The sequence below is a fragment of the Aquimarina sp. 433 genome, assembly GCF_054054605.1.
The window spans coordinates 57,761-81,930 of record NZ_JBSWZK010000012.1; the positions used below are offsets into that span (position 1 = coordinate 57,761).

Genomic DNA, 24,170 nt, shown 5'->3' on the forward strand with positions numbered 1-24,170 from the left:
TGTGTATTTTTAACTCCATTTATTGACTATTTTTGGCAATTCCTCATTCAATTTTAGGTATGTTCTAGGTTTTTCTACGTAATCATCACAGCCATATGCTCTTGCCTTTTGCTTATCATCTTCTCTATCCGAAGAACTTAACATTACGACAGGTATATGCTGGTATCTACTATCTTTTTTTAAATCATGTAATAAATCCAATCCGTTACCTTTTATGAGTTTAATATCTAACAAAATGAGCTTAGGCAGATTTTTCTCTTGATACTTAGATGCTAAATAATCTAAGGCTTCATCAGAACTAGGAGTAAAATGTACCTTATGGTCAGGAGTATTTTTTTCAAAAACTCTTTTCATAAGCATAACGTCATTAGGATTATCTTCTACCGAAAGTATATGATGTTGTTTATTCATGAGACTTTAAATTAAAATAAAACGTAGTTCCTTCATTTAATTTACTTTCTACCCAAATTCTACCTTTATGCTTATCCACTACTCGTTTAGCAATGGCTAAGCCAATACCCGAACCACTATATTCATCATTTACTAATCTATTAAATACACCAAAAATGGTTTTCTGATGTTTCATGTCGAAACCAATTCCATTATCTTTTATATAATAAATAGTATCTTTTAAGTGGCCAATATTTACCAAAGGCTTTTCCTTCTTAGAGGAATATTTCATGGCATTTTCTAATAAATTTTTGATTAATAGGGTAGTAATTGTTTTATCACCTTTTAATTCAGGCATCGTATCTTGTATCTCAACCTGAACATTTGGATATATATTTTTGAGATCTACTAACAGGTCTTTGGAAAGTTTTATAAGCGAAAAATATCTATATTCTACAGGCTTTTTTCCAAGACCAGAGTACTCTAGAATATCATCGATTAAAGCGTTCATCTTTTCCACGGAATCGATAATAGTTTTAATAGAGTTTTTTCCAAAATCATCCAAACTATCAAAATATTCTTCTTTGATGATGTGGGCAAAACCGTCAATACCTCTTAAGGGAGCACGCAAATCATGGGATACGCTATAACTAAAGGATTCTAATTCATCATACGCCATTTTTAGGCGAGCATTTAACTCTTTAACCTCATTATATTTTTCAATAATAATATCAGAGATACTTTTGTTAAGACTTTTCACTGCCGCTATTTCGTTATCGGTCCATGGTTCTGAGATCCCTTCTTGTTCTATAGACCATTTTTCAAAAGATTTTCTAGGCGATAAGCGAACATCGTCATCAATAGAAACAGCTTTATCTGGATTACCAGCCCAATCTACATTCTGAATAACTTCTGGCTTAAACCAAATGAGTGCATCTTTTTTGGCTTTAGATATAAATTGACATAGTACTCCAGAGGCAATATTTTTATACGCTTTAGCTGTTTCAAACGCTCTACTAATTGAATTGGTTTGATAAAAATTTTCAGTCGTTTGTTCACTAATAAAATTGATAAGATCTTTTATTTGTTCAATTTCAGGACAAGTGCCAATTACCGTAATATCATCATCTATATAAATAGCTGCTCCTGTAGCATCTGTTAAATCATTTAAAGTAATTTCGAATCTTGACAATCCTAATACGATATCTTTTTCTCTGGTAATCTGATCTAAAAGGATATTCCTAGTGATCGAACTCTTTTGTATTTGATCCAGAACATTGTTTTTAGAGTCTAATTGAAGACTCGTGGAGAAAATCTGTGCTAAAAATTTACAGCTTAGACGTTGGTAGAAATTGATGAACTTTGGACTGTAATGATGACAAGCAATAAGTCCCCATAAGGTGTTATTAAATACAATGGCAGCTGTTAGAGTAGCACCAACTTTCATGTTTTGGAGATACTCAATGTGTATGGGAGACACTGCTCTTAGTTCTGATTTGGATAAATCTAAAGCAGGCAGATCAGTATTCTTCTCATTTGTGATAATTGGAGTAGGAACTGAATTTACGTCATCAATCATTCGTACTCCTTGCTTTAGAAATAATTTACGCGCTTGTTGTGGTATATCTGTTGATGGATAATGCAATCCTAACCAACTTTCCAGATGTTCTTCTTTGCTTTCGGCAATAATGCTTCCATTCCAATCTGCATCAAACTGATAGATCATAATACGATCATATCCAAGGTACTGTTTGATCAACCTAGCTGCTGAGTTACATTTTTCAGAGATATTCTTCTCTGTATTAATTTTCGAAGTTATTTCTGATAGTTGAAGTTGATATTCAAAAGGATTTAATGCAATCGAATTTGGTTCTAGTTCAACGATATATTCAGTAGCATTTTTATGAGTAATCAGAGTTATCGGCGCTTTATTAATATGAACTTCTTGGTATACAACATCCTTTGTTTCTAATTTGTTTAGTATAGCATGGATATCGATATTGTGAGTTTCGAATAAAGATTCAATGGGTTCATTAAAAATAGCGTCTACACCAATCGAAAATAAATCGACTATATTCTGACTATAACGTAACAATTTCCTTTCTTCGAAACTACAAGTCAGGAGAAACCCTCTTTTTTGTATGTTTCCTATAATATGAATAGGTTCCTTATCACAATTGGTAAGGTCAATTTTTTTAGGATAAAGTTGTGAAGGAGAAAAAGTTGACATTTTTGATAAATTATTTTTAAAAGTATGAATAATCTTGAAATAAAAAAACAAATTATGTTGACGGAAAATTCCCTTATGATTCTGTTTTCCTGCTTTAGAAAATAAATGATTTAATTCTCTATAAACGCTTATCCATCAATAATAGTAAGGTTTATCCGTAAATTTTAAAATGTTAATAAAAATTTAGGATAAAAGTTAGTATCTTAGGGTAAGATCTCTGATCTAAATTACTATACTTACCCCGATTTTTTGAACATTAATTTTTGTCGATTTATTTTCTATGGTAAAATCTGAGAATAAAGGAAATGAGATGAGTACTAATCAATCATTTCCTATTATAGGTATTGGAAGTTCTGCCGGTGGTTTAAAAGCATTAGAAGAATTTTTTGATCATTGTCCGTCCGACACTGGTTTTGCCTTTGTGATTGTACAACATTTATCTCCAGATTACAAAAGTTTGATGCCCGAACTCCTTTCGCGACATACTAAAATGAAGGTGGCAGAAGCTCAGAGAAATGAGAAAGTGAAACCGGATCATGTGTATCTCATTCCAGGAAATAAAAACATTATCATTAGAGATGGTTATTTGGTACTTACGAAAAGACCACCAAACAATCAGATGAATTTTTCGGTAGATATTTTCTTTAAATCACTAGCTGTAGAAAAAAGGGATAAGGCAATTTGTTTTATTTTATCGGGTACAGGTTCGGACGGTACCAAAGGAGCAAAGTCGATTAAAGAGGTAGGAGGAACCTTGTTTGTACAAAGTCCTGAAAGTGCCAGATTTGATGGAATGCCAAGAAGTGCCATTTCTCAAGGGTTAGCAGATTTTGTTTTATCGCCAGGAGAAATGCCAGCAGAATTGGTGGATTTTGTAGCTCATGATAGCTTTAATATCAGTTCTGTCGATGATCATATAGAAGGTGCTCAATCTTTAGAACGAATTCTTAAAATGATCAAAAGTTATGTAGGGTATGACTTTCTCTCCTATAAAAAGCCAACCTTGTTTAGAAGGACGGCAAAAAGAATGAGTATTACTAAAAATAAGACAGTTGCAGACTATATTAATTATCTCTACGAGTATCCTGAGGAGAAATTTATCTTAGCAAAAGAATTTTTAATAGGAGTGACTAAGTTTTTTAGGGATCAAGAGGCATTTGATGAACTGAAACAAAAGGTGATCCCTAATATTGTTAGAGCGAAACAGGGTAGCGATGAACCTATTAAGGTTTGGGTAGTGGCTTGTTCTACAGGAGAAGAAGCCTATTCTATAGCGATACTATTAGAAGAGTATTTTTATCTAACAAAACAAAAAGGCTCGTATAAGATATTTGCTACGGATATTAATGAAAAAGCGGTAGATATTGCTTCTAAAGGAGTATATAAGGAAAGTATCGCTTCTGAGATTCCTCAAACACTATTAAATAAGTATTTCACAGTAACAGAGAACTCTTATCAAATTAACCCTGCGATACGAAGTAACATCATATTCTCTAAACATGATATATTACAAAATCCTCCTTTTAATAAAATGGATTTGGTGTCTTGTCGTAATATGTTGATTTACATGAATAGCGAAATTCAGCTAAAAGTGTTAACCAGTATTCATTTTGCTTTAAATGAAAAGGGATATCTGTTCATAGGAAATTCTGAAAATATTGGATTACTAGATAAAAACTTTGATGAGGTTAGTTCGAAATGGAAAATATATAGAAACCTAAAACCAGGCAGACTCGTAAGTCAGTACAATAATGATATTTGGAAAATAGGTGTCAATGCTATCGACTCACGTAATGCTGGTAAAAAGGAAAAGGTGTTTGATAAAATGATCAAGTCCATTAATTCTATGTTAATGGAAGATTTAGGTGTGGTTTGTGCCTGCGTTGATGAAGGTTTTGAAATTATACAAGCCTCTGGAAGATTAAAGAAATATATCGAATTTCCAGAGGAAGGATTTACCAATAATTTGATGAAAATGTTACCAGATGAATTGGCAATCCCTCTAACCACTATGATCAGAAAAATAGGGAAGAGTGATAATAATTCCAACTCTATAGAACGAATCGTAAAAATTTTGCAAGAGGATATCCTAAAAGAAATTAAACTTGTTGTTAAGGAGTTAAGCTTAGGTTCGGTATATAAAAAAAGCTATCTGATCTTATTTTTTGAACAGAAAGGAATAGAATTAAACGATTTAGGAGAAAATGTAGTACCATCGGTTTTTGCTAAAACAGCAGAGGTAGAAGAGTTAAAAGAGGCATTGACAGAAACCAGAGAGAATCTTCAGTCCACCATAGAAGAACTCGAAACTACGAATGAAGAGATGCAGGCAACCAATGAGGAGTTGATGGCGTCGAATGAAGAGTTACAAAGCACCAATGAAGAATTACAATCTTTAAATGAAGAATTACATACTGTAAATGCTGAACTACAAGAAAAGAATACGCAGTTATTGGAATCTAATTCTGATATCGAAAACCTGATTAAAAATGTAAATATCGGAACAGTGTTTCTGGATCGTAATTTTAATATCAGGAAGTTTACGCCAGCGATTCATCAACATTTTCAACTAAGGGTAGAAGATATTGGTAGACCTATCCATCATTTTTCTGGTACATTAGGAGGACAAGATTTAATGGAATTGTCTAAGACGGTTATAAACACGCTGCAATCTTATAAAAGAGAAGTACAAAGTGCCGATGGCACCTGGTTTTCTATGCAGATTTTCCCGTATAGAAATCAAGAACACGTTATTAGAGGTGTAGTGATTAATTTTATAAATATCCATGAAACCAAAACTGCATTAAAGGAAACAGCAAGAGCCAATGAGTTTTTAACACACCTGATAGATACCAATCCAGGGATTATCTATATCTATGACCTAGTAAAAAAGCAAAATATATTCTCAAGCGATAGTATTGCTAAGATTGCCGGATATACTGAAGATGAAATTAGAAAATTGGGTGCGAATCTAGCGGAAAAATTATTTCATCCAGATGATTTAAAAGCGATTGAAAAGCACCATAAAAGGCTAAAGTCACTAAATGATGGTGAGATTTTGGAAGTTGAGTATAGGATAAAACATAAGATTTCTAAGGAACCTATATGGATTTATGCTACTGATAAGGTCAACGAACGTGATGAAAATGGCGATGTAATATCTGTATTAGGATTAGCTCAGAATATTAATAAGGTAAAAAGTTTGCAATCGAAGCTGATGGTCAGTGAATCCAGATTACAGTTAGCGATAAAAGGGAATCGCGCAGCCTTATGGGAATGGAGCGATTTTATAAAAAATAAGGCTTGGTGGTCCAAAGAATTCTACCAGCTATTAGGATATGATGCTAAATCATTAAAACCATCTTTTTCTTCTTTTATTAATATCATTCACCCAGAAGATATTACTAAGTTTAGAAAGAGTCTGGAGGAACAGGTAGAGGAGCAAGAAGGATTAGACGAGGATGTTCGAATTAAAACGAAAAATGATGGATATCGATGGTATAGAGTAAATGCGCGAGCGCAAAAAGAAATTAACGGAGATATACAAAAGATTGTAGGAACTCTTATCGATATACATAGCAAGAAACAGTCCGAAAACAAAATGAAACAGCTTAATGTAGAGCTGGAACGTTTTGCGTATTTAGCAAGTCATGATCTTAAAGAACCGCTTAGAACGGTGACTAGTTTTACAAAATTATTTAAGCAAGAGTATAGTGAGGTTCTGGATGAAAATGGTCACACCTATTTAGATTTTATAGAAAATGCTTCTGGTAGGATGATCACACTTACCAATGATCTGTTACAGTACTCCCAGTTAGATGACAAATCCCTAAGTTTTGAAACAGTAGATTTGAATCAAATCGTAAAAGAAATTGTGCAGGATTTACAAAAAACAATTGATGATAATAAAGCAAAAATTTTGGTAGAAAAACTCCCCGAAATTACGTGTGATGCTATTCAGATTCGGCAATTGTTTCAGAACTTAATTTCGAACAGTCTAAAATATAGAAAACCTGATGTAGCCCCTATCATTCAGATAGGTTCTGAGCTCAAAAGAAGAGATTATCAGTTTTTTGTAAAGGATAACGGAATTGGAATTAAAAAAGAATATCACGAAAAGATATTCGAAGTTTTTAAACGTTTACACAGCCAGGAAGAGTATGAAGGTACTGGCATCGGATTAGCAAATTGCAAAAGGATAGTAGATAATCATAATGGACGAATATGGGTGAAGTCATCTACAGATAAAGGTTCTTCCTTTTATTTTTCCATTGCTAAGTTAACTTTAGATAATAAATATGAAAAAGATGAATTGCATACTGCTGGTAGACGATAGTAAATCCACTAATTTTTATAATAAAAAACTGATAGAAATTAGTGGAGTTGCTAATCAGGTTTTTGAAGCTTATAATGGTTTGGAAGCTCTGGATTATTTAAATAGAACTGGAAAATTCAAGGGTAGTGAAGATGAGTTTCCTCGACCCAACGTTATTTTTTTGGATATCAATATGCCTAAGATGGATGGCTTTGAGTTTTTAGAAGAATATGCTAAATTACCTAAAGAAAAGAGAGGAGATATACTATTGGCATTTCTTACAACTTCTAATTGGGAAAAAGATCGAATAAAGGCTTTCGAGAAAGAAGAATTGGTGCATGATTTTATTGAGAAACCGTTGGAGGAAAGTACATTAAAAAGAGTTTATGATTTTTATATTAATAACCCAGATTTCCATACTGTAGATGCGTAGAAAATTACACTGTTTTTAATAAAAATGATTTATGCATTTTGCTAACAAAATCATCTATAAATAGATTGTCGATTTCAGAAATGTTCCTTGCTATAACGTTAGGATAGTTATTTATTTTTATCTCTTCTTCAATGTCAAGTTCATTCTTTGTCATTAAAACAATATGAATATTGTAGTTGTTATTTTCTACGAAAGCATATCTTTCTAGAAACTCCCAACCATTAATATGGGGCATATCCTTATTAATAAAAATATACACAGGCTTTGAAATAATAGTGTGTAGAGGAGTTAGATAATCACAAGCATCCTCGGTGTTTTCAAAAAACAACCCTTTTGATATATTTTGGGATTTTTCTATATGTTGAGCTAGAAAAAAGTTGGATATTTTATTGTTGTTAATTACGATAAACATCTGTACTACTTTTATTATCAGAAAGATAGTTTTTGTATCCTTTTTTCAAGAAAGGGAAAATATAAGAAACACAAAATACCGATAAAAAACAAATATTACCGATAAAATGCAATTATACCATTATTGCAGATCCGAATTTTGAAAGAAAGCTAAATTATCAATCAGCTTCCAAAGATTATGGTTTTCAATCGCAATTGGAGAATTGTTACGGACCTTTCTGTACAGTAAGTTTTCGATGATTAGATCTTCAAACTTGATTTGCATTAACTGATTGGTTTTTAGATCGCCCATATTCCAATTCGGAAACCTTCTTGTATGAAGTTGATCATCATAAATACACTCTAAAATTTTATGTCGTGTATCTTTTTTTAGACTGTTTAATAAATTATTAACATCCAATTGATTCCCTTCTACATACTGAAAAAAGTGATTTTGTTTGTAGTAGAGAAATCCCGTGACACCGTGATTTTTATTCTCTTCTTGCGCTTTGTAAACTAATTGATGTAAAGAGGTCTCATTAAAAGATTCGTTTTCAATACTTAAATATAGGACACAAGCCAATGGAGCCATAAAAAGATAATGTAATTTGTGGTTTAATGTTATAAAAAGACCGAGTAAAGATCTTTATATAAAGATACTCTTAAACATCATCAAAATCAACTTTTATCGTGGATGATGTTGGATATGCCTGGCATGCCAATACTAATCCTTCTTCTAGTTCAGCATCGGTAAGTATACTGTTTTTACCCATTACCGCTTTACCTTCGGTTATTTTGCATATACAAGAACTACAAACTCCTCCCTGACACGAATACGGAGCATCGATATCTTCTTCTAAGGCAGCATCTAATATGGTTTTTTTCTGATCCATCACGAAAGAAGATTCTTCATCATCAACCAATATCGTAATTTTAGTTTGACCGTCTAGATCAGCTTCGATTTCTGTTGTTTCTGTACTGCTGGTAAATAATTCGAAATGTATATCTTCTTTGGCAATATTATTTTCAGTTAAAACCTCAGTAACTGTGTTGATCATAGCTTCTGGACCGCAGAGGTAAAAACTTTTAAAAGTAGTGTCCTTAAACTTATTTTTAGTGATAAAATTGATCGTAGACTTTTCTATTCTTCCAAAACGAGCACCATCTTCCTGGCTTCTGCTATAAAAGAACTCTACAAACAACCGATCAGGATAGTTGACTTGTAAGGCTAAAAGTTCTTTATGAAAAATAGTTTCCGTTGGATTTTGGTTACCATATACTAATACAAAGCTACTATTAGGCTCTTCTTCCAGAACACATTTGATCATACTCATGATTGGAGTGATTCCACTTCCTGCTGCAAAAGCTGCATAATGATTTTGAGCAGTTGGATTAGATTCCAATAGAAAAGAACCTTCTGGAGTATGCACATCCAGAGTATCACCAATTTTTAGTTTGTTATTAGCGATCGAAGAAAAAGTACCTCCTTCAATTTCTTTTACTGCTACACGAAGAGATCCACTTTTGGGTGCCGAACATATAGAATAAGCTCTTCTTATCTCATTCCCATCTACAACAGTCTTAATAGTAATATACTGTCCTGCGATAAAATTATAGGCATCGGACAGTGTGCTGGGAATATCAAATTCAATAGAAACGGCTTTAGGAGTTTCGCGAGTAATATCTTTAATAGTTAATGTGTGAAAATCTGACATAGCAATAAAGTAAATAGTAAGTCGAAAACTTTTTAAGGTTTTTCATATGAGCATATTAGAATTCTAATTTCTCAATATTAATTTTTGCGCAAAAATACTAAATGCAAAACACCATAGAGTGGTTTTGGGATAAATTTATATACCTAAAAAACTTATGCATAAGAAAATTATGTATATATTTGATGCCTAATGAATAGTGTTATGGGCAATTCTAAATTATATAAAGGTAGTTTAAACACCATTATTTTAAAGCTTTTGGAAGAAAGTGATAAGATGTATGGCTATGAGATTACACAAAAAGTAAAAGAAATTACTAAGGGAGAATTAAACATCACCGAAGGTGCATTATATCCAGCATTACATAAGTTAGAAGCAGAAGGTTTACTAGATGTAGAAATGCAAAAAGTAGATAATCGATTGCGCAAATATTACAAATTAACCGAAAAAGGATCCAAAGAAACGGCGAATCGGTTAACAGAGTTAGAAGAGTACATTCGTACGATGCAAACAATTATTAACCCAAAGTGGAGTATAAGCTAAGTATGGGAGGATTAACAAAAAATCAAATTCAGTTTATAGAGAATTATCTTGTACATCATAAAATTAAATATTGGGATGTACAGATAGAGTTATTGGATCATATTGTTTGCGAAGCAGAAAAGAAAATGAAAGAAGGTATTTCTTTCGAAACTGCAATGGAACAAGTACATAAGAGTTTTGGGAATAAAGTGTCTTTTTACGCTTGGGATATAGGAGCGAACAAATCTGGGAAATCTATCTATGAAGATAGTCGAGGTTATAAAAAGTTGCTAATTGAAAAAAGAAAGCATATCACAAAAAAAATAAGAAGAACAACTTTAGAAACGGTAAAAGATGTGCTAAGAAACTATAAGATTGTATTGCCATTCTTACTTTGTACGGGAATACTTTTTTCTTTCTCAGAATACTTTGAAATAAAGTGGATCATGTTGGGTGGAGTGATATTAACTTTAATCCCTTGTATTTATGTTTGGATACAACAATATAAAAGAAGAAAGAATACATCACTTGCCTTGGTTGTTTATTCTTCTTGGATAGGATTGATGTTATATTTTCCTAACATTTTAACCATAGTAGAACAACTTGATGAAGATTTTGTCAAAACATTACTATATCAACGTATATATCTTGGTTTAACACTAGTGGCTGTGTTTTACACTTGGATCAGTCTTGTAGGGTATCGAAGATTCATAAAACAATATGACAAACAATATCAAATGTTAACAGCAGCGTAAGAAAACTAATTGTATTTGGGGAATAAAAACCGACAAACATGGGAAAACTAACATTAGAAGATATACAATTTATTGATACATATTTGTGGAATTCGGATATCCATTATGAGGATGTAAGAATTGAAATGGTCGATCACGTCGCTTCGGAAATTGAGCATAGAATGAATGAGGGAGATACCAGAGATTTCTATCACATTTTTAAAGAATATATGGTAGAAAATAAGGCGTCGTTGGTAAAAGAAGGAAGCAAACCATTTAATTGGAAGATATTTAAAAGTGTCTCTGTAAAACTCCTAAAGAATTTAGTGACCTGGCAGGTACTTTTAGGTAGTATAGGTTGTTTTTGGATTTTTAATGAGATTTACTCGTATTTTTATATAGATAGTGTTTGGGGTTCTTTATTTCCGACATTTTTATTAGTATTAGTAGCATTTATACCGCTGATAGTATTTGGGAAAAAGAAGTTTTCATTTATTGGAAATTTTGGAGTTTTAATAACGATATTCTTCTCTTTTAATTATCAATTTATTCCTCATCTAAAAGAACCTTCGACATTCTACTACATTTATCTTGGAGTGCTAACACTATTCTTTGTTGGAAGTTTAAAAACAATGATTTCACTAGTAATTTTTTATAAAAAACGTATGCAATTGGCATAGATAGTAGAAAGGACTAAAACATAAGTGTATGAAATTGGAAGAGTATCATATAAAAGAATTGTATCGTATTATAAAAAAGAATGGGGTCAAATACTACGATGTGCAGACAGAGTTAGTTGATCATTTCGCTATTGCTTTGGAGGAAGAAAACGTTGTTTCTTTTAAGGAAAAAACAAAAGAAATTCTTGAAGGTTTTGATGGTAAAAAGGGATTAAAACAGATTACCTCTCAAAAGAAGAAAGTGTTGTTAAGAAAGTTTTTTCGGATCTATACGGATGGATTAAAAAACTATTTTTCATTTCCGAAAGTACTTCTTACCATTTGTATTTTTATTGGATTTGTGGTTACGTTTCAAACTTTTGAGGTGGAACAGAGCACCTATAGCCTGATTGCACAACTACTAAATATCTCTTTAATATTTCAAGGTTCATACAATACTAATAGATATTTAAAAAAGATGTATAATAAAGGTTATAGTTTTTTAACTATCAAAATATTAGAATATCTTCAAATGATCATGGTGATTCCGATTGCATCTCTTTTTGCTATAACCACATTTTTTAAAGAATATGATAATGTTCTAGTGTTGAGCAGTATCATTACGTTTTCTGTAGTAACAATTTTGGCATACGCCAAGCTTAAGAAACACCTTGTTAATGAGGTGATTTCTTCCTATCCAATGGTAAAAGCTTAAGGATTTTTCTTTCAAAATTGTAACAAAATTTACTTTTTGTTTACTAAATAATGTAAGAAGTATTTCTTACTTCTTCTAAAACTAATACAACTATGTTTAAACACTTTATATCCTTACAGTGGAAATCCTTCTGGAGATCTGCCTCTGCTTCATCTGGAGTTTGGATGAAAATCTTTATGGGATTTTGGGCAGTATACTTTATCCTTATGATGATGGGTGGAAGTTTTTTGGTATACAAATATGCCGAAAAGGAATTATGCCAAAATCCTCTTACGGTAGTAAATAAATTTTTGATCTATTGGTGGGCATTTGATCTTATTTTTAGGTATGCATTACAAAAAATGCCAGTAATAAATATTAAACCGCTACTTATTTTGCCGTTTAATAAAAGTAAAATTGTGTCTTTTGGAATGGGCAAGACGATGCTATCTTTTTTTAATATCATTCATGCATTCTTTTTTGTTCCATTTTCCATACTACTAATTTCTAAAGGAGATGCTCCTGTGCTTAATGTACTACTCTGGAATCTAGGGTTAATTGGACTTGTTTACGCTAATAACTTTCTAAATATCTTATTAAATAATAAAGATAATTTGATCTATGGGATAGGAAGCGTTATGGCGATTTTAGGAGGGTTGCATTATTTTGGATATTTTGATATCACTGTATATACAGCGCCATTTTTCCAAGGGTTATCTGATACTTTATACCTGTTTATATTGCCAATAGTTGCTGCAATCGTTCTTTATATAATAGCATTCAAGTCTTTTGTAAGTGGTTTATATTTAGATGAAGGTTTGGCTACAAAATCTAAAGATGTAAAGACAGAAAATCTGGATTGGTTAGATCGTTTTGGGAAAACAGCTATATTTCTTAAAAATGACATTAAATTGATCAAAAGGAATAAAAGAGCGCGATCTACTGTAATTGTTAGTGTGCTATTTCTTTTTTACGGGCTATTATTTTTTACAGGAGCCGTAGAAGCATACGATGGTCCAGTATGGAGAATATTTGCAGGAATATTTGTGTCTGGTGGATTTTTATTGAGTTTTGGTCAATTTGTTCCAAGTTGGGATAGTTCTTATTATCCGTTGATGATGAGCCAGAATATTAAATATAGAGAATATTTATCTTCCAAATGGTGGCTGATGGTAATGGCAACATTTGTTTCTGTTATTTTGGCTTCGGGTTACCTGTATTTTGGATGGGAAGCCTATTTGGCGGTTATTGTTGGTGGAATTTATAATATGGGATTGAATGCTCATGTAGTATTGTTGGCTGGAGCTTATGTAAAAACACCTATAGATCTTACCAGTAACAAGAAGGCGTTTGGAGATAAACAATCTTTTAATATGAAAACATTGATGCTTTCATTACCAAAGTTGGCATTACCTGTAGTACTGTATGCAATAGGTCATTATGCTTATAATCCTTATGCGGGTTATGCATTAGTAGCCGTAGCAGGGATAGCAGGTTTTGCTTTTAGAAATATGGTTTTTGACAAAATCGAAAAAATTTACAAAACAGAAAAATACGCAACCATTTGGGCGTATAAACAAAAAAAATAAGGAAGATGATAGGAGTACATAATATAACAAAAACATACGGAGCGAATACCGTATTGAATATCGAAAATTTAGAAATACCTAAAGGTGACAGTTTTGGATTAGTAGGAAATAATGGAGCCGGAAAAACTACCTTGTTTAGTGCTTTATTGGATCTTATCAGACCCACAACGGGATATATAGAAAATAGCGGAATTAAAGTAAGTGAGAGCGAAGAATGGAAATCTAACACTTCTGCTTTTATCGACGAAACTTTTTTAATAGGATATCTTACTGCCGAAGAATATTTTTATTTCATAGGAGAATTGAGAGGTCAAAATAAAGCAGATGTAGATGCTTTACTGGCTAATTTTGAAGACTTTTTTCACGGAGAAATTCTAGGTCAAAAGAAATATTTGAGAGACCTATCCAAAGGTAATCAAAAGAAGGCAGGAATTGTTGCTGCGCTTATTGGGAATCCAGAAGTAGTTATTTTGGATGAACCATTTGCGAATCTAGATCCTACCACCCAGATTCGTTTAAAGAAAATAATTAAAGACTTGGCGGCAGATCCTAATGTAACGGTGCTAGTTTCTAGTCACGATTTAATCCATGTTACAGAGGTATGCGAACGCATTGTTGTGTTAGATAAAGGAGAAGTAGTAAAAGACTTGGTGACATCTGAAGCAACATTAAAAGAATTAGAAGAGCATTTTAATAAATAAAAAGCCTCATATATAAGATCCGTTTGGTTTAATATCTATATAAACCAAACGGATCTTTTGTTTAAAAGTTTAGTTTTTTATGATAGTTGATTTGGCAAGTAATGTGCCTTTATTTATGTCAACAACATGTATGTGGTAATAACCAGAAGGTAATCCATATAAGTCTATTATTCTTCGATCTTCTCTAAGTACAACTTCTTTAGCAATCTTACCAGACATACTATATATTTTAATAAGCTTGTTTGTTTTACCACCCGAAATTGTAAGCATATCTCGTGTGGGGTTAGGAAATACCTCGATTTCTGTATTCCCTTTTTGGTCTTCTTCTGAAATAGTATTGGAATGATTTGTGGATGTTTTGATATACGTGATTAACAGTTCTGGCTTGCCTTTGGTTTGATTTTCTTTAGAAGCAAAGGCAAAATCGTTCCCTGAATCTAATAGTAAAATCAATGAAATAGGACCTTTGTCAAAAGCTCCAGGATCTAACGAAATGGTATGAGAGGTATTGATATCAAAAGTTCCAGTAATACTACCAAGTGGGTCTGACAGCTTTGGTTTATTAGTGTTAGAAATTGTTTCTTCGCTCCACTGATTAGAGGTTCCTTTGTATATTCTTAGATTTCCTTTACCGCTATCTTCTGATACATTAAATTTTAATTTTACATTTTTAATGTTTCCACCAATACTAGAAAGATTAAATTTAAGATAACCAATTCTTTTTCCTTTTTCGATTCTGATAATATTGTTATTAAAGCGCGAAGTGTATTGTAAATAGGCGTCATCAACAGGAGATAAGGCAATTGTTGTTTCTAAAGGTTCTAAGAATGTAGTATTTATTTTATCAACATTAAATAGATATCCATTAGTTCCTTTAAATAATAATTTCAGTTTTTTAGTGCCTTTTTGAAGGTTTATTTGTGTCGATTGTTTTTTATAAGAGTGCCAATCACCACTAAAAGGAACAGTTATACTTCCAACTAATTTATTTGCTTCATATATCTGTATTTCTCCACCTCTACCATTACTCGAAGTATAGGTATCGATATTGTACTCTCCAGATGCTGTAACATTTACGTTGTATTCGACATAATCATTGTTTCTTATGAATCCAATATTTTGACCATCTGATGCAGGTGTGTTTTCTATTTTAACACTTCCAGATTTAGTATCATAGTTTTCTGCTTCAAATGCTCCAGGAATTGTTATTTCAGGACTTTCTGTTACAGTAATTTTAATAGCATCAGAAGTTGTCATTAAACCATCATTATCTGTAGCTTTTGCAGTCAATGTATATGTTCCGGAAACAGATAAAACTTTTTCGATCTGAAATGGAGCTTTATTTTTGCTTCCAATTGCATTTCCATTCACATAAAATTCTACTCCTTCTATCTTTTTATCATCAGAAGCTGTTGCAGTTATAGTAATTTTCTCATTTTTTCTAAAGACTGTATTATTAGATGGTGATATAATTTCAACATCAGGAGCTTCATTTTCATCTCCTAAGATAATTGGATATAACGTTTTACCTTTTGGATTAAGTGAAGGATTTACTGATGGAAAGTTGTTAATCCTTTCATTAATAGATAACCCTAGTTTTTTAGGACCTTTATAAAGAACTCCTCTCTCTGACCAAGGAGTGGAAGATCCATAATTATGGTTTCGTTGTTCGCAGGAATTATTGATAATATAATTAGGCTTCTTAGAATTATCATGTTGAGTAGACCAAGGTCCCATAATAGCAAAATAAACAGGTTTATTAGTCGCAATTTCCCTAGGATCATTAGGTTGCAGTTCATCTCGGCTTACTGGGGACATGTCACTAGGAAGTATAATTCTGTTGTTTTCGATAAGGTTATTTCCAGCATCACCACTATGAAAGCTTACTTCTTGTCTAAAGTCATTATCATAAACCACATTGTATTCTACATTACTTCCTTGAAGCGATATATGTCTCAGGTGCGTTACTTTACAACCTGTGATTAAATTATAAGCTCCTTGAATAAAGAAATATCCTTGTGCACCTCCAGCTTTTTTATGAGAACCTTTAACATCTAAATCTCTTAAGGTTATATGGTTCGAAGGAACTCTAATAGGATCTCTACCAGAATTGTAGATGTTTACTCCATCTACCCAGCAGTCTTCTGATCGTACAATTTTAATTGAAATATTGTCTACATTTCTGAGTTCATCATTTTTAGAAATACCATAGTTCCATTTATATTTTGGTATTCCCCAACCTCCTTCAATAGTTAGACGATAGATCCCTGAATTTTTAACGCGATCGAATCTAAATCCGTTTTTGTTATTGATTTTGATAACGCATTTCACTCCGTTTCTACTTTCTCCAATGAGTGCTACATTAGATTTCATCCTGATCTCTTCGTTAATGGTATAAGTACCATTTTTAAGAAGAATACCTACAAGTTTATTCTGTTTTGAAGCATCACTAATAGCCCGATTTATTTGATTACTCGATGCTCCCGCATTAAGTGTTTTAACAATGGTAATATCTTCTAAAAATGGAATTCCTCCTCGTACACCAGCTTTCTGCCATTCTTTTATTTGTGGGTATCTACTGTCGTATTTAGTATTATCAAATTTGATGCCCGGATCACCAACTTTAAGTTGTCCGTAAATAGGTAAGTAAATAATTAAAATAAGTAGCCGTAAGCGACGTATGCCGCTTTTTAAATTAAAATTGTTCATGTTGAGTTTGTTTGTTATGAATAGTTAATCACAAGACTAAGAATTTATAACAGACTGAAGACCCACTAAATAGTATACGTACCTTCTGGTTGAGTATATGTTTTTTTTATAAAGAAATATAAGGCATATCGAAAATAAGGATTGAGATTATCAAGTGATATTATTATTTGATAATTAGTTTTTTAGTAGATGTTTGATTGTTCTTGTAATCAGTAAACTGCACTAGGTATATTCCCGATGATAAGTTATCTACTTGTATAGGATTTAATTGACCTGTATATATGCCTTTTTTTGATTTTACGAGCTTTCCAAAAATGTCTCTAATTTCAACGTTAACTTTAGTTTCTGAAGTATTATTAAGATTGATAAAAAACGTTTTTTTTGTTGGATTAGGATATAAAGTAACATCTAAATCGGTTATAAATTGATCATCTGTAGATAATACCATTGCATTATCTATGGGATATAAAGTTTCTCCGCTGGGATGTAAGTTAGAAGATACTTCTGGAAAGTTTTGTATCCTTTCGTTTATGGTTAGTCCTAATTTAAGAGGTCCCTTATATAAGATGCCAGGTTGAGACCAAGGTGTTGCAGATCCATAACTATGATTTAATTGGAGACAGCTGTTATTGATTATGAAATTAGGTTTTTCAGAATTATCGTGTTGTGTAGACCAAGGCCCCATAATAGCAAAATATACAGGTTTGTTAGTAGCTATTTCTCTTGGATCATCGGGTAAAAGTTCATCTTCGCTTACAGGAGACATGTCTGCTGGCAGTGTAATTTTGTTGTTTTCTATAAGGTTGTTTCCAGCATCGCCACTATGAAAGCTTACTTCTTGTCTAAAGTCATTATCATAAACCACATTGTATTCTACATTCCCTCCTTGAAGTGAAATATGACGTAGGTGAGTTACCTTACAACCTGTGATTAAATTATAAGCACCTTGAATAAAAAAATATCCTTGTGCACCACCAGCTTTTTTATGAGCGCCTTTCACATCCAAATCACGCAGTGTAATGTGATTAGAAGGAACTCTGATAGGATCTCTTGCTGAATTATAAATGTTTACCTTGTCTAACCAGCAGTCTTCAGATCGTACGATTTTTACGGATATATTATCTATATTTCTAAGTTCGTCATTTTGTGATAGACTATAATTCCATTTATATTTCGGAGTCCCCCAACTACCTTCAATAGTTAATCTATAAATTCCAGCATTTTTTACATTATCAAATCTAAATCCGTTACCACTATCCATATTAATGATACATCGAACACCATTTCGACTTTCTCCAATAAGCGCTACGTTGGATTTCATTTTTACAGCATTATCGATAGTGTATGTGCCATTTTTTAACAAAACTCCTACTAATTCATTTTCTTTAGCGGCATCGTTAATTGCTTGATTTATCTGAGAACTATTACTATCGCTATTGAGGGTTGTAAAAATTCTTATGTCGTCTAAATATGGTATTCCACCTCTTACTCCAGCTTTTTGCCATTCCAGTATTTGAGGATATCTATTGTCGTATTTACTATCATCGAAGGTTACACCTGGATCACCAACCCTTTTTTGGGCATTGGTTTGAGTGCAAATAAGAAAAAGGAATAATAATTTGAGGAATTTGTGAGTAAGTAGTAAGTTTTTCATGAGATGACTGTAAAAGGGTAATATCTATATCTTTCTTGTCTCGAAAATCTTTAAAATAGAATTTGACAAGGTCAAATTAGTATTCGTTTTTTTATGATATCGCATAAAAGGTAGTATAGTACCCCAAATAGATAAAAAAATAGAAGGTTAAAGTGTTTTTTACAGAAAGAAATGTATTTTTACATTTCACACCGTATTTTGTGCCGCTCTGATGTACTAAAACGTAAGTTTTTTAGTTATCAGCGTATAAATTATTCAGATTTGAGCAAAAATTTATCACAGATCATCGTTATACTTTTCCTGATTGTTGTTGGGTTTAGTTGTTCGCGTAAAAAGGACAAATGGACCAACAGAGCTTGGCATGATGTAACCACCAAGAATAATACGCTGTATAATGGAAGAGTAGCTTTTGACAAAGGAAAGCAAGATATTGTTCAGACATATAAAGATAATTTTTGGGAACTTCTGCCCGTAGAAAGACTGATAGTTAGTGAAGATGTAAGGCTACCTAATGAAGTTTTAAATCAGAATTTTGATAAAGCTGAGGAAAAAGCTGCGAAAGCAATTCAGAAACATAGTATGCTTATCGATGATAGAGAAAGAAATCCTAAAATCGATGAAGCATTTTTGCTTTTAGGAAAAGCCAGATATAATGAACAAAGATTTATTCCTGCCCTAGAAGCTTTTAATTACATTTTATATAAATATCCTACCAGTAATAATATCAACCATGCTAAAGTATGGAGAGCAAAGGCAAATCTTCGATTGGATAATAACGAAAAAGCAATTGAAGATTTGATGAAAATGGTAGAGGAGGAATATATGGAAGCTCAGGACTATTCTGATGCAGTAGCGATGATAGCGCAAGCATATATTAATCTGGAGCAGAAAGATTCTGCGGTTACTTATATCAGCAAAGCTGCTATACATTCTAAAAATAATGAAGAAAAAGGGAGGTACCTCTATATCAAAGGACAATTATTAAATCAATTAGGTTATAAAGACAGTGCAAACTATGCTTTTGATCAAGTGATTGAGCTTAATAGGAAAACTCCTAGAAGATATATGCTTAATGCCTACATGGCAAAGGCGCGAAACTTCAACTACGAAACAGGAAATAAGCAAGAGTTTCTAGAACTTCTAACTGATTTGGAGGAGAATCGAGAAAATCGACCTTTTCTAGATAAAATCTATAATCAGAAAGCAGTATACTATAATACTTTAGACTCTATAGATCTCGCAGTAGCATTTTACAATAAGTCATTAAGAACAAATACTGACGACAGGCATTTACAATCTTTAAATTATAAGGCACTAGGCGACATTAATTTCGATGACAAAGAATATGCCGTTGCTGGAGCTTATTATGATAGTACGTTAGAACGTATGGTTGTGGACTCTAAAAAGTATCGTGTACTGAAGAAGAAGCGTGTTAATCTAGACGATGTTATATTATACGAATCAATAGCACAGACTAACGATAGTATACTAAAAGCGGTAGCGATGTCTCCAGAAGAGCGTTTAGCATATTACTCTGAGTATACCGAGAAATTAAAAGCTGCTGCTATTGCAGCGCAAGAAGCAGCTGAAATAGAAAGGATAAAAGGAGAATTACCAAATGAGCAAAGGTTTAATCAGCCAAGAACCGCAATAGGCCAACCAGGAGGTCCTAATCCTGAAGCAGGAGGAACGTTTTATTTTTACAACCCTACTACTGTTGCTTACGGTAAAACAGCTTTCAAAAGAATTTTTGGAAATAGAGAACTACAAGATAATTGGAGAATATCGAGTATTACAAACCCAAGTGCAGTTTCTAGTGAAGAACAATCTCAACAGGAAGAATATTCAATAGATACAGATCCAACATTTGATCCACAAACTTATATTACACAACTACCAACAGATCAAAAAATAATTGATAGTCTGCAAACGGATAGGAATTTTGCCTACTATCAGTTAGGAGTTATTTATAAAGAAAAGTTTCAAGAGTATGGATTATCAACTGATAAGTTTGAAAATTTATTAGAAAGTAATCCGGAAGAAAGACTTATAATTCCTTCTAAATATAATTTATACAAGATTTATCTCGTACAAGAGGATGTTGCAAAATCCAACGCGATTAAGCAAGATATAATCAATAATCACGGAGATTCTCGATACGCTAAAATACTTCAAAATCCAGATGAAGCATTGCAAGATGACAAAGATAGTCCAGAATCCATGTATAATAGATTGTATAAAGATTTTAGAGATCAGAAATATGCTCAAGTAATTAAGGAAAGTGATGAGTTAATAACAAAATTTGGAGGAGAAGACTTTGTTCCAAAATTTGAATTGTTAAAAGCTCAAGCTGTTGGTCGTTATCGTGGGTTTGAAGCCTACAAAGAAGCACTTAATTACGTATCTCTAAATTACCCTCAGAGTCCAGAAGGGAAGAAAGCGCAACTGATTTATCAAACTACAATTCCTCAAATACAAAACAGTTCTTTCGTAACAGAAGGAGTAGATCAGGAAAATAATCATAAATTAGTGTACGCTTTTTCGCGATTTGGTGATAATCAAGCACAAGAACTGAAGGAAAGATTAGAAGCTATCATTAAAGATCTTCGTTATGATAAAATGACGGTCTCTTTAGATGTGTATACAGAAGATGAACAATTTGTTGTAGTACATACCAAAAGAGATAAATTGGGAGCAGAAGGTTTAGCGGAACTTTTAATTCTTGGTAAAATAGAGGATACAAGAGGTGTAGATTTGACTAAATGGAATAGAAGGAAAAAGTATTATCCTAAAGTGGATAAGGAGTTCTTTATCATCGCTTCGCCTAATTATAGAATTTTACAAATTCATAAGAATTTAGACAGTTATAGCTATGTACAGGCTAAAATAGAATCAGAATAATAATTTATTTAATCCCCCGATTAGTATGTTTTCAGACAATAAAAAAGGAAAAGACCAAGGTCCAACAGATTTTTCCAGAAACCAGAATAAAATTTCAGAAGGAACTAAAATCGTAGGAGATGTTATTTCCGAAGGTGGTTTTAGAGTAGAAGGGACTATTGAAGGAACTTTCAAAACAACCGGAAAAGTAGTGGTAGGAAAATCAGGCTACATTCAGGGGACTTTAGAGTGTTCTGATGCAGATTTTGAAGGAAAGTTCTCAGGTAATCTTCAAATTTCAGGAACTTTATCACTAAAACCAACGGCACATATCGAAGGAGAAGTTTCTGTTGGTAAGCTTGCTGTAGAACCAGGAGCAACTTTTAACGCTTCTTGTGTGATGAAAGGCGGTGTAAAATCATTAGGTAAAACTGATGGACAAAAACAAGGGAAATCAGCTTAGAAGATATTTAGCACTTACTGGAATAGCTTTTCAAATGGGAGCTATCATATTTTTATGTGCTTATGTCGGTAAAAGGCTCGATGCATATTATCTGTTAGAAAAAAAATGGTTTACAATGGGTTTTATTCTCTTTGGAGTAGCTTCATCACTTTATTTGGTAATTAAGCAATTGAATAAAATTAATAATTCAGAGAAGTAGTATTACCTTATAATCTCAATCATAAATGCCCAAAAGTTTACCAAAGTTTTCGCTTCTGTTTTTACTTGTTCTTACAATTACTTATTTTGTTCATAGTACATTAATAAGCACTGCTACTTTAGAAAATCAGACGAACATTCTAAACTTTTCATATATATTTAACGGGATATATACACTTTGTCTTGTAATCGCTATCATATTGCTGCTGAAAAAGTTAAAGGATCAAATTGGATTTATATTTTTAGCAGGCAGTTTTTTGAAGATTGGTCTTTTTTTAGCGTTTACAAAATTTAATAGTCTCGAAATTGACAAAAGTGTTTTTCTAGACTTTTTTATTCCATATCTGGTCAGTTTGGTTTTAGAGGTGCTTTTTGTTTCCAAAATTTTGAATAATATTAAATAACTGTAAATCAGCAATTTATTTTTTTATTTTTCTTATTTTACTTATTTGTATAAAATAGTTTAAGAATCTAACTTAATTGTGTACATTTGCACCGAAATTTAGGAACCGAAATCTGACTTAGAATGCAAAAAATAAGTGTAGTTAGAATTTTTATGACTTTAGCCTTGATTCTTAGCTCTTTGAATCTGGCAGCAAAAGATACTGAAATAGCAGAAAAAGAAGGAAAAGATGGTTTAAAAGCTGAGATAAAAGAGTTTATCGATCATCACCTTCAAGATTCACACGATTTTACTTTATTTTCTGATAAAGAGTCAGGAAAACATTATGGGTTTCCACTACCAGTTATTCTTTGGGATAATGGATTAAAAGTGTTTTCTTCTTCAAAATTCCACCACGGAGAAACAGTAGCAGAGGTTGATGGTAACTATTACAAGTTATATCACAGCAAAATTTATAAAACAGATGCAGAAGGAACCATCAATTATGATGAAGATCACCATGCTACTAACAAAAAGCCATTAGATTTTTCTATTACAAAAAATGTAGTGAGTATGCTTCTTATAGGATTGCTAATGTTCTTTATGTTTAGAAGTTTAGCAAAGTCTTACAAGAAAAACAACGGAATGCCTTCTGGAGTTGGACGATTCCTAGAACCTTTAGTGCTGTTTGTGAGAGATGAGATTGCAAAGCCAAATATTGGGCATAACTATAAGAAGTACATGAGTTTCTTGTTAACTATCTTCTTTTTTATATGGTTATTAAACCTTTTAGGGATGACACCACTAGGAGTAAATGTTACAGGAAACATTGCAGTTACATTTGGATTAGCATTATTAACATTTTTAATCACCAATTTTACAGCAAATAAAAACTATTGGGGACATATCTTTTGGATGCCTGGAGTGCCAACATTTATGAAAGTTGTCTTAGCTCCAATTGAATTATTGGGGGTTTTTATCAAACCTTTCTCCCTAATGATTCGTTTATATGCGAACATGACGGCAGGACACGTAGTAATCATGAGTATTGTTGGAATGATGTTCTTGTTTAAAAGTTGGATTGGTAGTCCATTATCATTTGGTTTAGCATTTGTGTTGTCGATATTAGAATTATTGGTGGCAGCATTACAAGCATATATTTTTACGATGTTATCAGCGCTATATTTCGGTATGGCTAATGAAGAAGCACATCACTAAAATTTAATTTGAAGTTTAATTTTTAATTATATAGTTATGACAATTCCAGAAATTGTAGGATCAGGTCTAATAGTAATCGGTGTAGGATTAGGTATCGGAAGAATCGGTGGTCAGGCGATGGACGCTATCGCTCGTCAGCCAGAAGCTTCAGGAAAAATCCAAACAGCTATGCTTATTGCAGCTGCACTTATTGAAGGTATTGGATTTGCTGCGTTATTCGCATAATATCCAAATGATGCAAACTAAGATTATAACGGTTGGTTATAATCTTAGTTTACTGATTAAAAATTAACTATA

General features: G+C 32.4%; 21 protein-coding genes. 14 read left to right on the forward strand and 7 right to left on the reverse strand.

Annotated elements, in window-relative coordinates:
- Window positions 1-9 precede the first annotated feature (9 nt).
- Complete coding sequence (locus ACWNT5_RS20805) at window positions 10-411, reverse strand: response regulator (RefSeq protein WP_456518452.1); 402 nt, start codon at window positions 409-411, stop codon at window positions 10-12.
- Window positions 404-2,620: an ATP-binding protein gene (locus tag ACWNT5_RS20810; RefSeq protein ID WP_456518453.1), complete on the reverse strand. Its 2,217-nt coding sequence runs from the start codon at window positions 2,618-2,620 to the stop codon at window positions 404-406. Before ACWNT5_RS20810 ends, ACWNT5_RS20805 begins: the two co-directional genes overlap by 8 nt.
- Window positions 2,621-2,930: 310 nt before the next feature.
- Between ACWNT5_RS20810 and ACWNT5_RS20815 the strand changes: the two genes are divergently transcribed.
- Together ACWNT5_RS20815 and ACWNT5_RS20820 are read left to right on the forward strand one after the other, a co-directional pair.
- The gene (locus ACWNT5_RS20815) at window positions 2,931-6,956 is read left to right on the forward strand and encodes a CheR family methyltransferase (protein ID WP_456518454.1); all 4,026 of its coding nucleotides are present in this window, start codon (window positions 2,931-2,933) and stop codon (window positions 6,954-6,956) included.
- Window positions 6,928-7,368 carry a response regulator gene (locus tag ACWNT5_RS20820; protein ID WP_456518455.1) on the forward strand — a complete coding sequence of 147 codons (441 nt, stop codon included), beginning with the start codon at window positions 6,928-6,930 and terminating at the stop codon, window positions 7,366-7,368. Before ACWNT5_RS20815 ends, ACWNT5_RS20820 begins: the two co-directional genes overlap by 29 nt.
- A gap of 4 nt (window positions 7,369-7,372) precedes the next feature.
- On the opposite strand, the gene ACWNT5_RS20825 is transcribed toward ACWNT5_RS20820, so the two are convergent.
- The 3 genes from ACWNT5_RS20825 to ACWNT5_RS20835 all read right to left on the reverse strand — a co-directional run bounded on the left by ACWNT5_RS20825 (window position 7,373) and on the right by ACWNT5_RS20835 (window position 9,473).
- The gene (locus tag ACWNT5_RS20825; RefSeq protein ID WP_456518456.1) at window positions 7,373-7,780 is read right to left on the reverse strand and encodes a hypothetical protein; all 408 of its coding nucleotides are present in this window, start codon (window positions 7,778-7,780) and stop codon (window positions 7,373-7,375) included.
- 120 nt (window positions 7,781-7,900) lie between these two features.
- Entirely contained in the window at window positions 7,901-8,350 is a 450-nt protein-coding gene (locus ACWNT5_RS20830) for a BLUF domain-containing protein (protein ID WP_456518457.1), read from the reverse strand.
- A 70-nt stretch (window positions 8,351-8,420) separates the two neighbouring features.
- Complete coding sequence (locus tag ACWNT5_RS20835) at window positions 8,421-9,473, reverse strand: ferredoxin--NADP reductase (protein ID WP_299609005.1); 1,053 nt, start codon at window positions 9,471-9,473, stop codon at window positions 8,421-8,423.
- Window positions 9,474-9,674: 201 nt separating this feature from the next.
- Here ACWNT5_RS20835 and ACWNT5_RS20840 point away from each other — a divergent pair, with 201 nt between their 5' ends.
- The 6 genes from ACWNT5_RS20840 to ACWNT5_RS20865 all read left to right on the forward strand — a co-directional run bounded on the left by ACWNT5_RS20840 (window position 9,675) and on the right by ACWNT5_RS20865 (window position 14,369).
- Window positions 9,675-10,013 (forward strand): PadR family transcriptional regulator, encoded by a 339-nt coding sequence (locus ACWNT5_RS20840; RefSeq protein ID WP_456518458.1) that lies wholly within the window; start codon window positions 9,675-9,677, stop codon window positions 10,011-10,013.
- On the forward strand, window positions 9,998-10,747 hold the full coding sequence (locus ACWNT5_RS20845; RefSeq protein WP_456518459.1) for a hypothetical protein: 750 nt from the start codon (window positions 9,998-10,000) through the stop codon (window positions 10,745-10,747). Before ACWNT5_RS20840 ends, ACWNT5_RS20845 begins: the two co-directional genes overlap by 16 nt.
- Window positions 10,748-10,785: 38 nt before the next feature.
- Window positions 10,786-11,406 (forward strand): hypothetical protein, encoded by a 621-nt coding sequence (locus ACWNT5_RS20850; protein ID WP_456518460.1) that lies wholly within the window; start codon window positions 10,786-10,788, stop codon window positions 11,404-11,406.
- A gap of 28 nt (window positions 11,407-11,434) precedes the next feature.
- Window positions 11,435-12,100 (forward strand): hypothetical protein, encoded by a 666-nt coding sequence (locus tag ACWNT5_RS20855; protein WP_456518461.1) that lies wholly within the window; start codon window positions 11,435-11,437, stop codon window positions 12,098-12,100.
- A gap of 92 nt (window positions 12,101-12,192) precedes the next feature.
- Window positions 12,193-13,668, forward strand: a complete 1,476-nt coding sequence (locus ACWNT5_RS20860) for a DUF5687 family protein (protein ID WP_456518462.1) — start codon at window positions 12,193-12,195, stop codon at window positions 13,666-13,668.
- A gap of 5 nt (window positions 13,669-13,673) precedes the next feature.
- The gene (locus ACWNT5_RS20865; RefSeq protein WP_456518463.1) at window positions 13,674-14,369 is read left to right on the forward strand and encodes an ABC transporter ATP-binding protein; all 696 of its coding nucleotides are present in this window, start codon (window positions 13,674-13,676) and stop codon (window positions 14,367-14,369) included.
- 69 nt (window positions 14,370-14,438) lie between these two features.
- On the opposite strand, the gene ACWNT5_RS20870 is transcribed toward ACWNT5_RS20865, so the two are convergent.
- Together ACWNT5_RS20870 and ACWNT5_RS20875 are read right to left on the reverse strand one after the other, a co-directional pair.
- Entirely contained in the window at window positions 14,439-17,078 is a 2,640-nt protein-coding gene (locus ACWNT5_RS20870) for a carbohydrate-binding protein (RefSeq protein WP_456518464.1), read from the reverse strand.
- A gap of 163 nt (window positions 17,079-17,241) precedes the next feature.
- Entirely contained in the window at window positions 17,242-18,732 is a 1,491-nt protein-coding gene (locus tag ACWNT5_RS20875; protein WP_456518465.1) for a T9SS type A sorting domain-containing protein, read from the reverse strand.
- 261 nt (window positions 18,733-18,993) lie between these two features.
- On the opposite strand from ACWNT5_RS20875, the gene porW reads away from it, so the two are divergent.
- From porW to atpE, 6 genes are all read left to right on the forward strand, one after another.
- Complete coding sequence (gene porW, locus ACWNT5_RS20880; protein WP_456518466.1) at window positions 18,994-21,633, forward strand: type IX secretion system periplasmic lipoprotein PorW/SprE; 2,640 nt, start codon at window positions 18,994-18,996, stop codon at window positions 21,631-21,633.
- A gap of 25 nt (window positions 21,634-21,658) precedes the next feature.
- Entirely contained in the window at window positions 21,659-22,075 is a 417-nt protein-coding gene (locus ACWNT5_RS20885; RefSeq protein ID WP_299608981.1) for a bactofilin family protein, read from the forward strand.
- Entirely contained in the window at window positions 22,047-22,274 is a 228-nt protein-coding gene (locus tag ACWNT5_RS20890; RefSeq protein ID WP_299900514.1) for an AtpZ/AtpI family protein, read from the forward strand. The genes ACWNT5_RS20885 and ACWNT5_RS20890 overlap by 29 nt, the downstream gene beginning before the upstream one ends.
- 25 nt (window positions 22,275-22,299) lie before the next feature.
- Window positions 22,300-22,677, forward strand: a complete 378-nt coding sequence (locus ACWNT5_RS20895) for a DUF6168 family protein (protein WP_366141476.1) — start codon at window positions 22,300-22,302, stop codon at window positions 22,675-22,677.
- Window positions 22,678-22,799: 122 nt separating this feature from the next.
- Window positions 22,800-23,873: a F0F1 ATP synthase subunit A gene (gene atpB, locus ACWNT5_RS20900; protein ID WP_456518467.1), complete on the forward strand. Its 1,074-nt coding sequence runs from the start codon at window positions 22,800-22,802 to the stop codon at window positions 23,871-23,873.
- A 36-nt stretch (window positions 23,874-23,909) separates the two neighbouring features.
- Window positions 23,910-24,098, forward strand: a complete 189-nt coding sequence (gene atpE, locus ACWNT5_RS20905) for an ATP synthase F0 subunit C (protein WP_299608973.1) — start codon at window positions 23,910-23,912, stop codon at window positions 24,096-24,098.
- The last annotated feature ends 72 nt before the right edge of the window (window positions 24,099-24,170 follow it).

Bases quoted from the DNA above. Each gene is read 5' to 3' on its own strand.
- ACWNT5_RS20835 (WP_299609005.1), bottom strand. From the start codon at position 9,473: ATGTCAGATTTTCACACATTAACTATTAAAGATATTACTCGCGAAACT.
- ACWNT5_RS20865 (WP_456518463.1), top strand. From the start codon at position 13,674: ATGATAGGAGTACATAATATAACAAAAACATACGGAGCGAATACCGTA.
- ACWNT5_RS20850 (WP_456518460.1), top strand. From the start codon at position 10,786: ATGGGAAAACTAACATTAGAAGATATACAATTTATTGATACATATTTG.
- ACWNT5_RS20870 (WP_456518464.1), bottom strand. From the start codon at position 17,078: ATGAACAATTTTAATTTAAAAAGCGGCATACGTCGCTTACGGCTACTT.
- ACWNT5_RS20825 (WP_456518456.1), bottom strand. From the start codon at position 7,780: ATGTTTATCGTAATTAACAACAATAAAATATCCAACTTTTTTCTAGCT.
- ACWNT5_RS20895 (WP_366141476.1), top strand. From the start codon at position 22,300: ATGCCCAAAAGTTTACCAAAGTTTTCGCTTCTGTTTTTACTTGTTCTT.
- ACWNT5_RS20840 (WP_456518458.1), top strand. From the start codon at position 9,675: ATGGGCAATTCTAAATTATATAAAGGTAGTTTAAACACCATTATTTTA.
- ACWNT5_RS20830 (WP_456518457.1), bottom strand. From the start codon at position 8,350: ATGGCTCCATTGGCTTGTGTCCTATATTTAAGTATTGAAAACGAATCT.
- ACWNT5_RS20810 (WP_456518453.1), bottom strand. From the start codon at position 2,620: ATGTCAACTTTTTCTCCTTCACAACTTTATCCTAAAAAAATTGACCTT.
- ACWNT5_RS20860 (WP_456518462.1), top strand. From the start codon at position 12,193: ATGTTTAAACACTTTATATCCTTACAGTGGAAATCCTTCTGGAGATCT.
- ACWNT5_RS20820 (WP_456518455.1), top strand. From the start codon at position 6,928: ATGAATTGCATACTGCTGGTAGACGATAGTAAATCCACTAATTTTTAT.
- ACWNT5_RS20875 (WP_456518465.1), bottom strand. From the start codon at position 18,732: ATGAAAAACTTACTACTTACTCACAAATTCCTCAAATTATTATTCCTT.
- atpE (WP_299608973.1), top strand. From the start codon at position 23,910: ATGACAATTCCAGAAATTGTAGGATCAGGTCTAATAGTAATCGGTGTA.
- ACWNT5_RS20855 (WP_456518461.1), top strand. From the start codon at position 11,435: ATGAAATTGGAAGAGTATCATATAAAAGAATTGTATCGTATTATAAAA.
- atpB (WP_456518467.1), top strand. From the start codon at position 22,800: ATGCAAAAAATAAGTGTAGTTAGAATTTTTATGACTTTAGCCTTGATT.
- ACWNT5_RS20890 (WP_299900514.1), top strand. From the start codon at position 22,047: ATGGACAAAAACAAGGGAAATCAGCTTAGAAGATATTTAGCACTTACT.
- ACWNT5_RS20805 (WP_456518452.1), bottom strand. From the start codon at position 411: ATGAATAAACAACATCATATACTTTCGGTAGAAGATAATCCTAATGAC.
- ACWNT5_RS20885 (WP_299608981.1), top strand. From the start codon at position 21,659: ATGTTTTCAGACAATAAAAAAGGAAAAGACCAAGGTCCAACAGATTTT.
- ACWNT5_RS20815 (WP_456518454.1), top strand. From the start codon at position 2,931: ATGAGTACTAATCAATCATTTCCTATTATAGGTATTGGAAGTTCTGCC.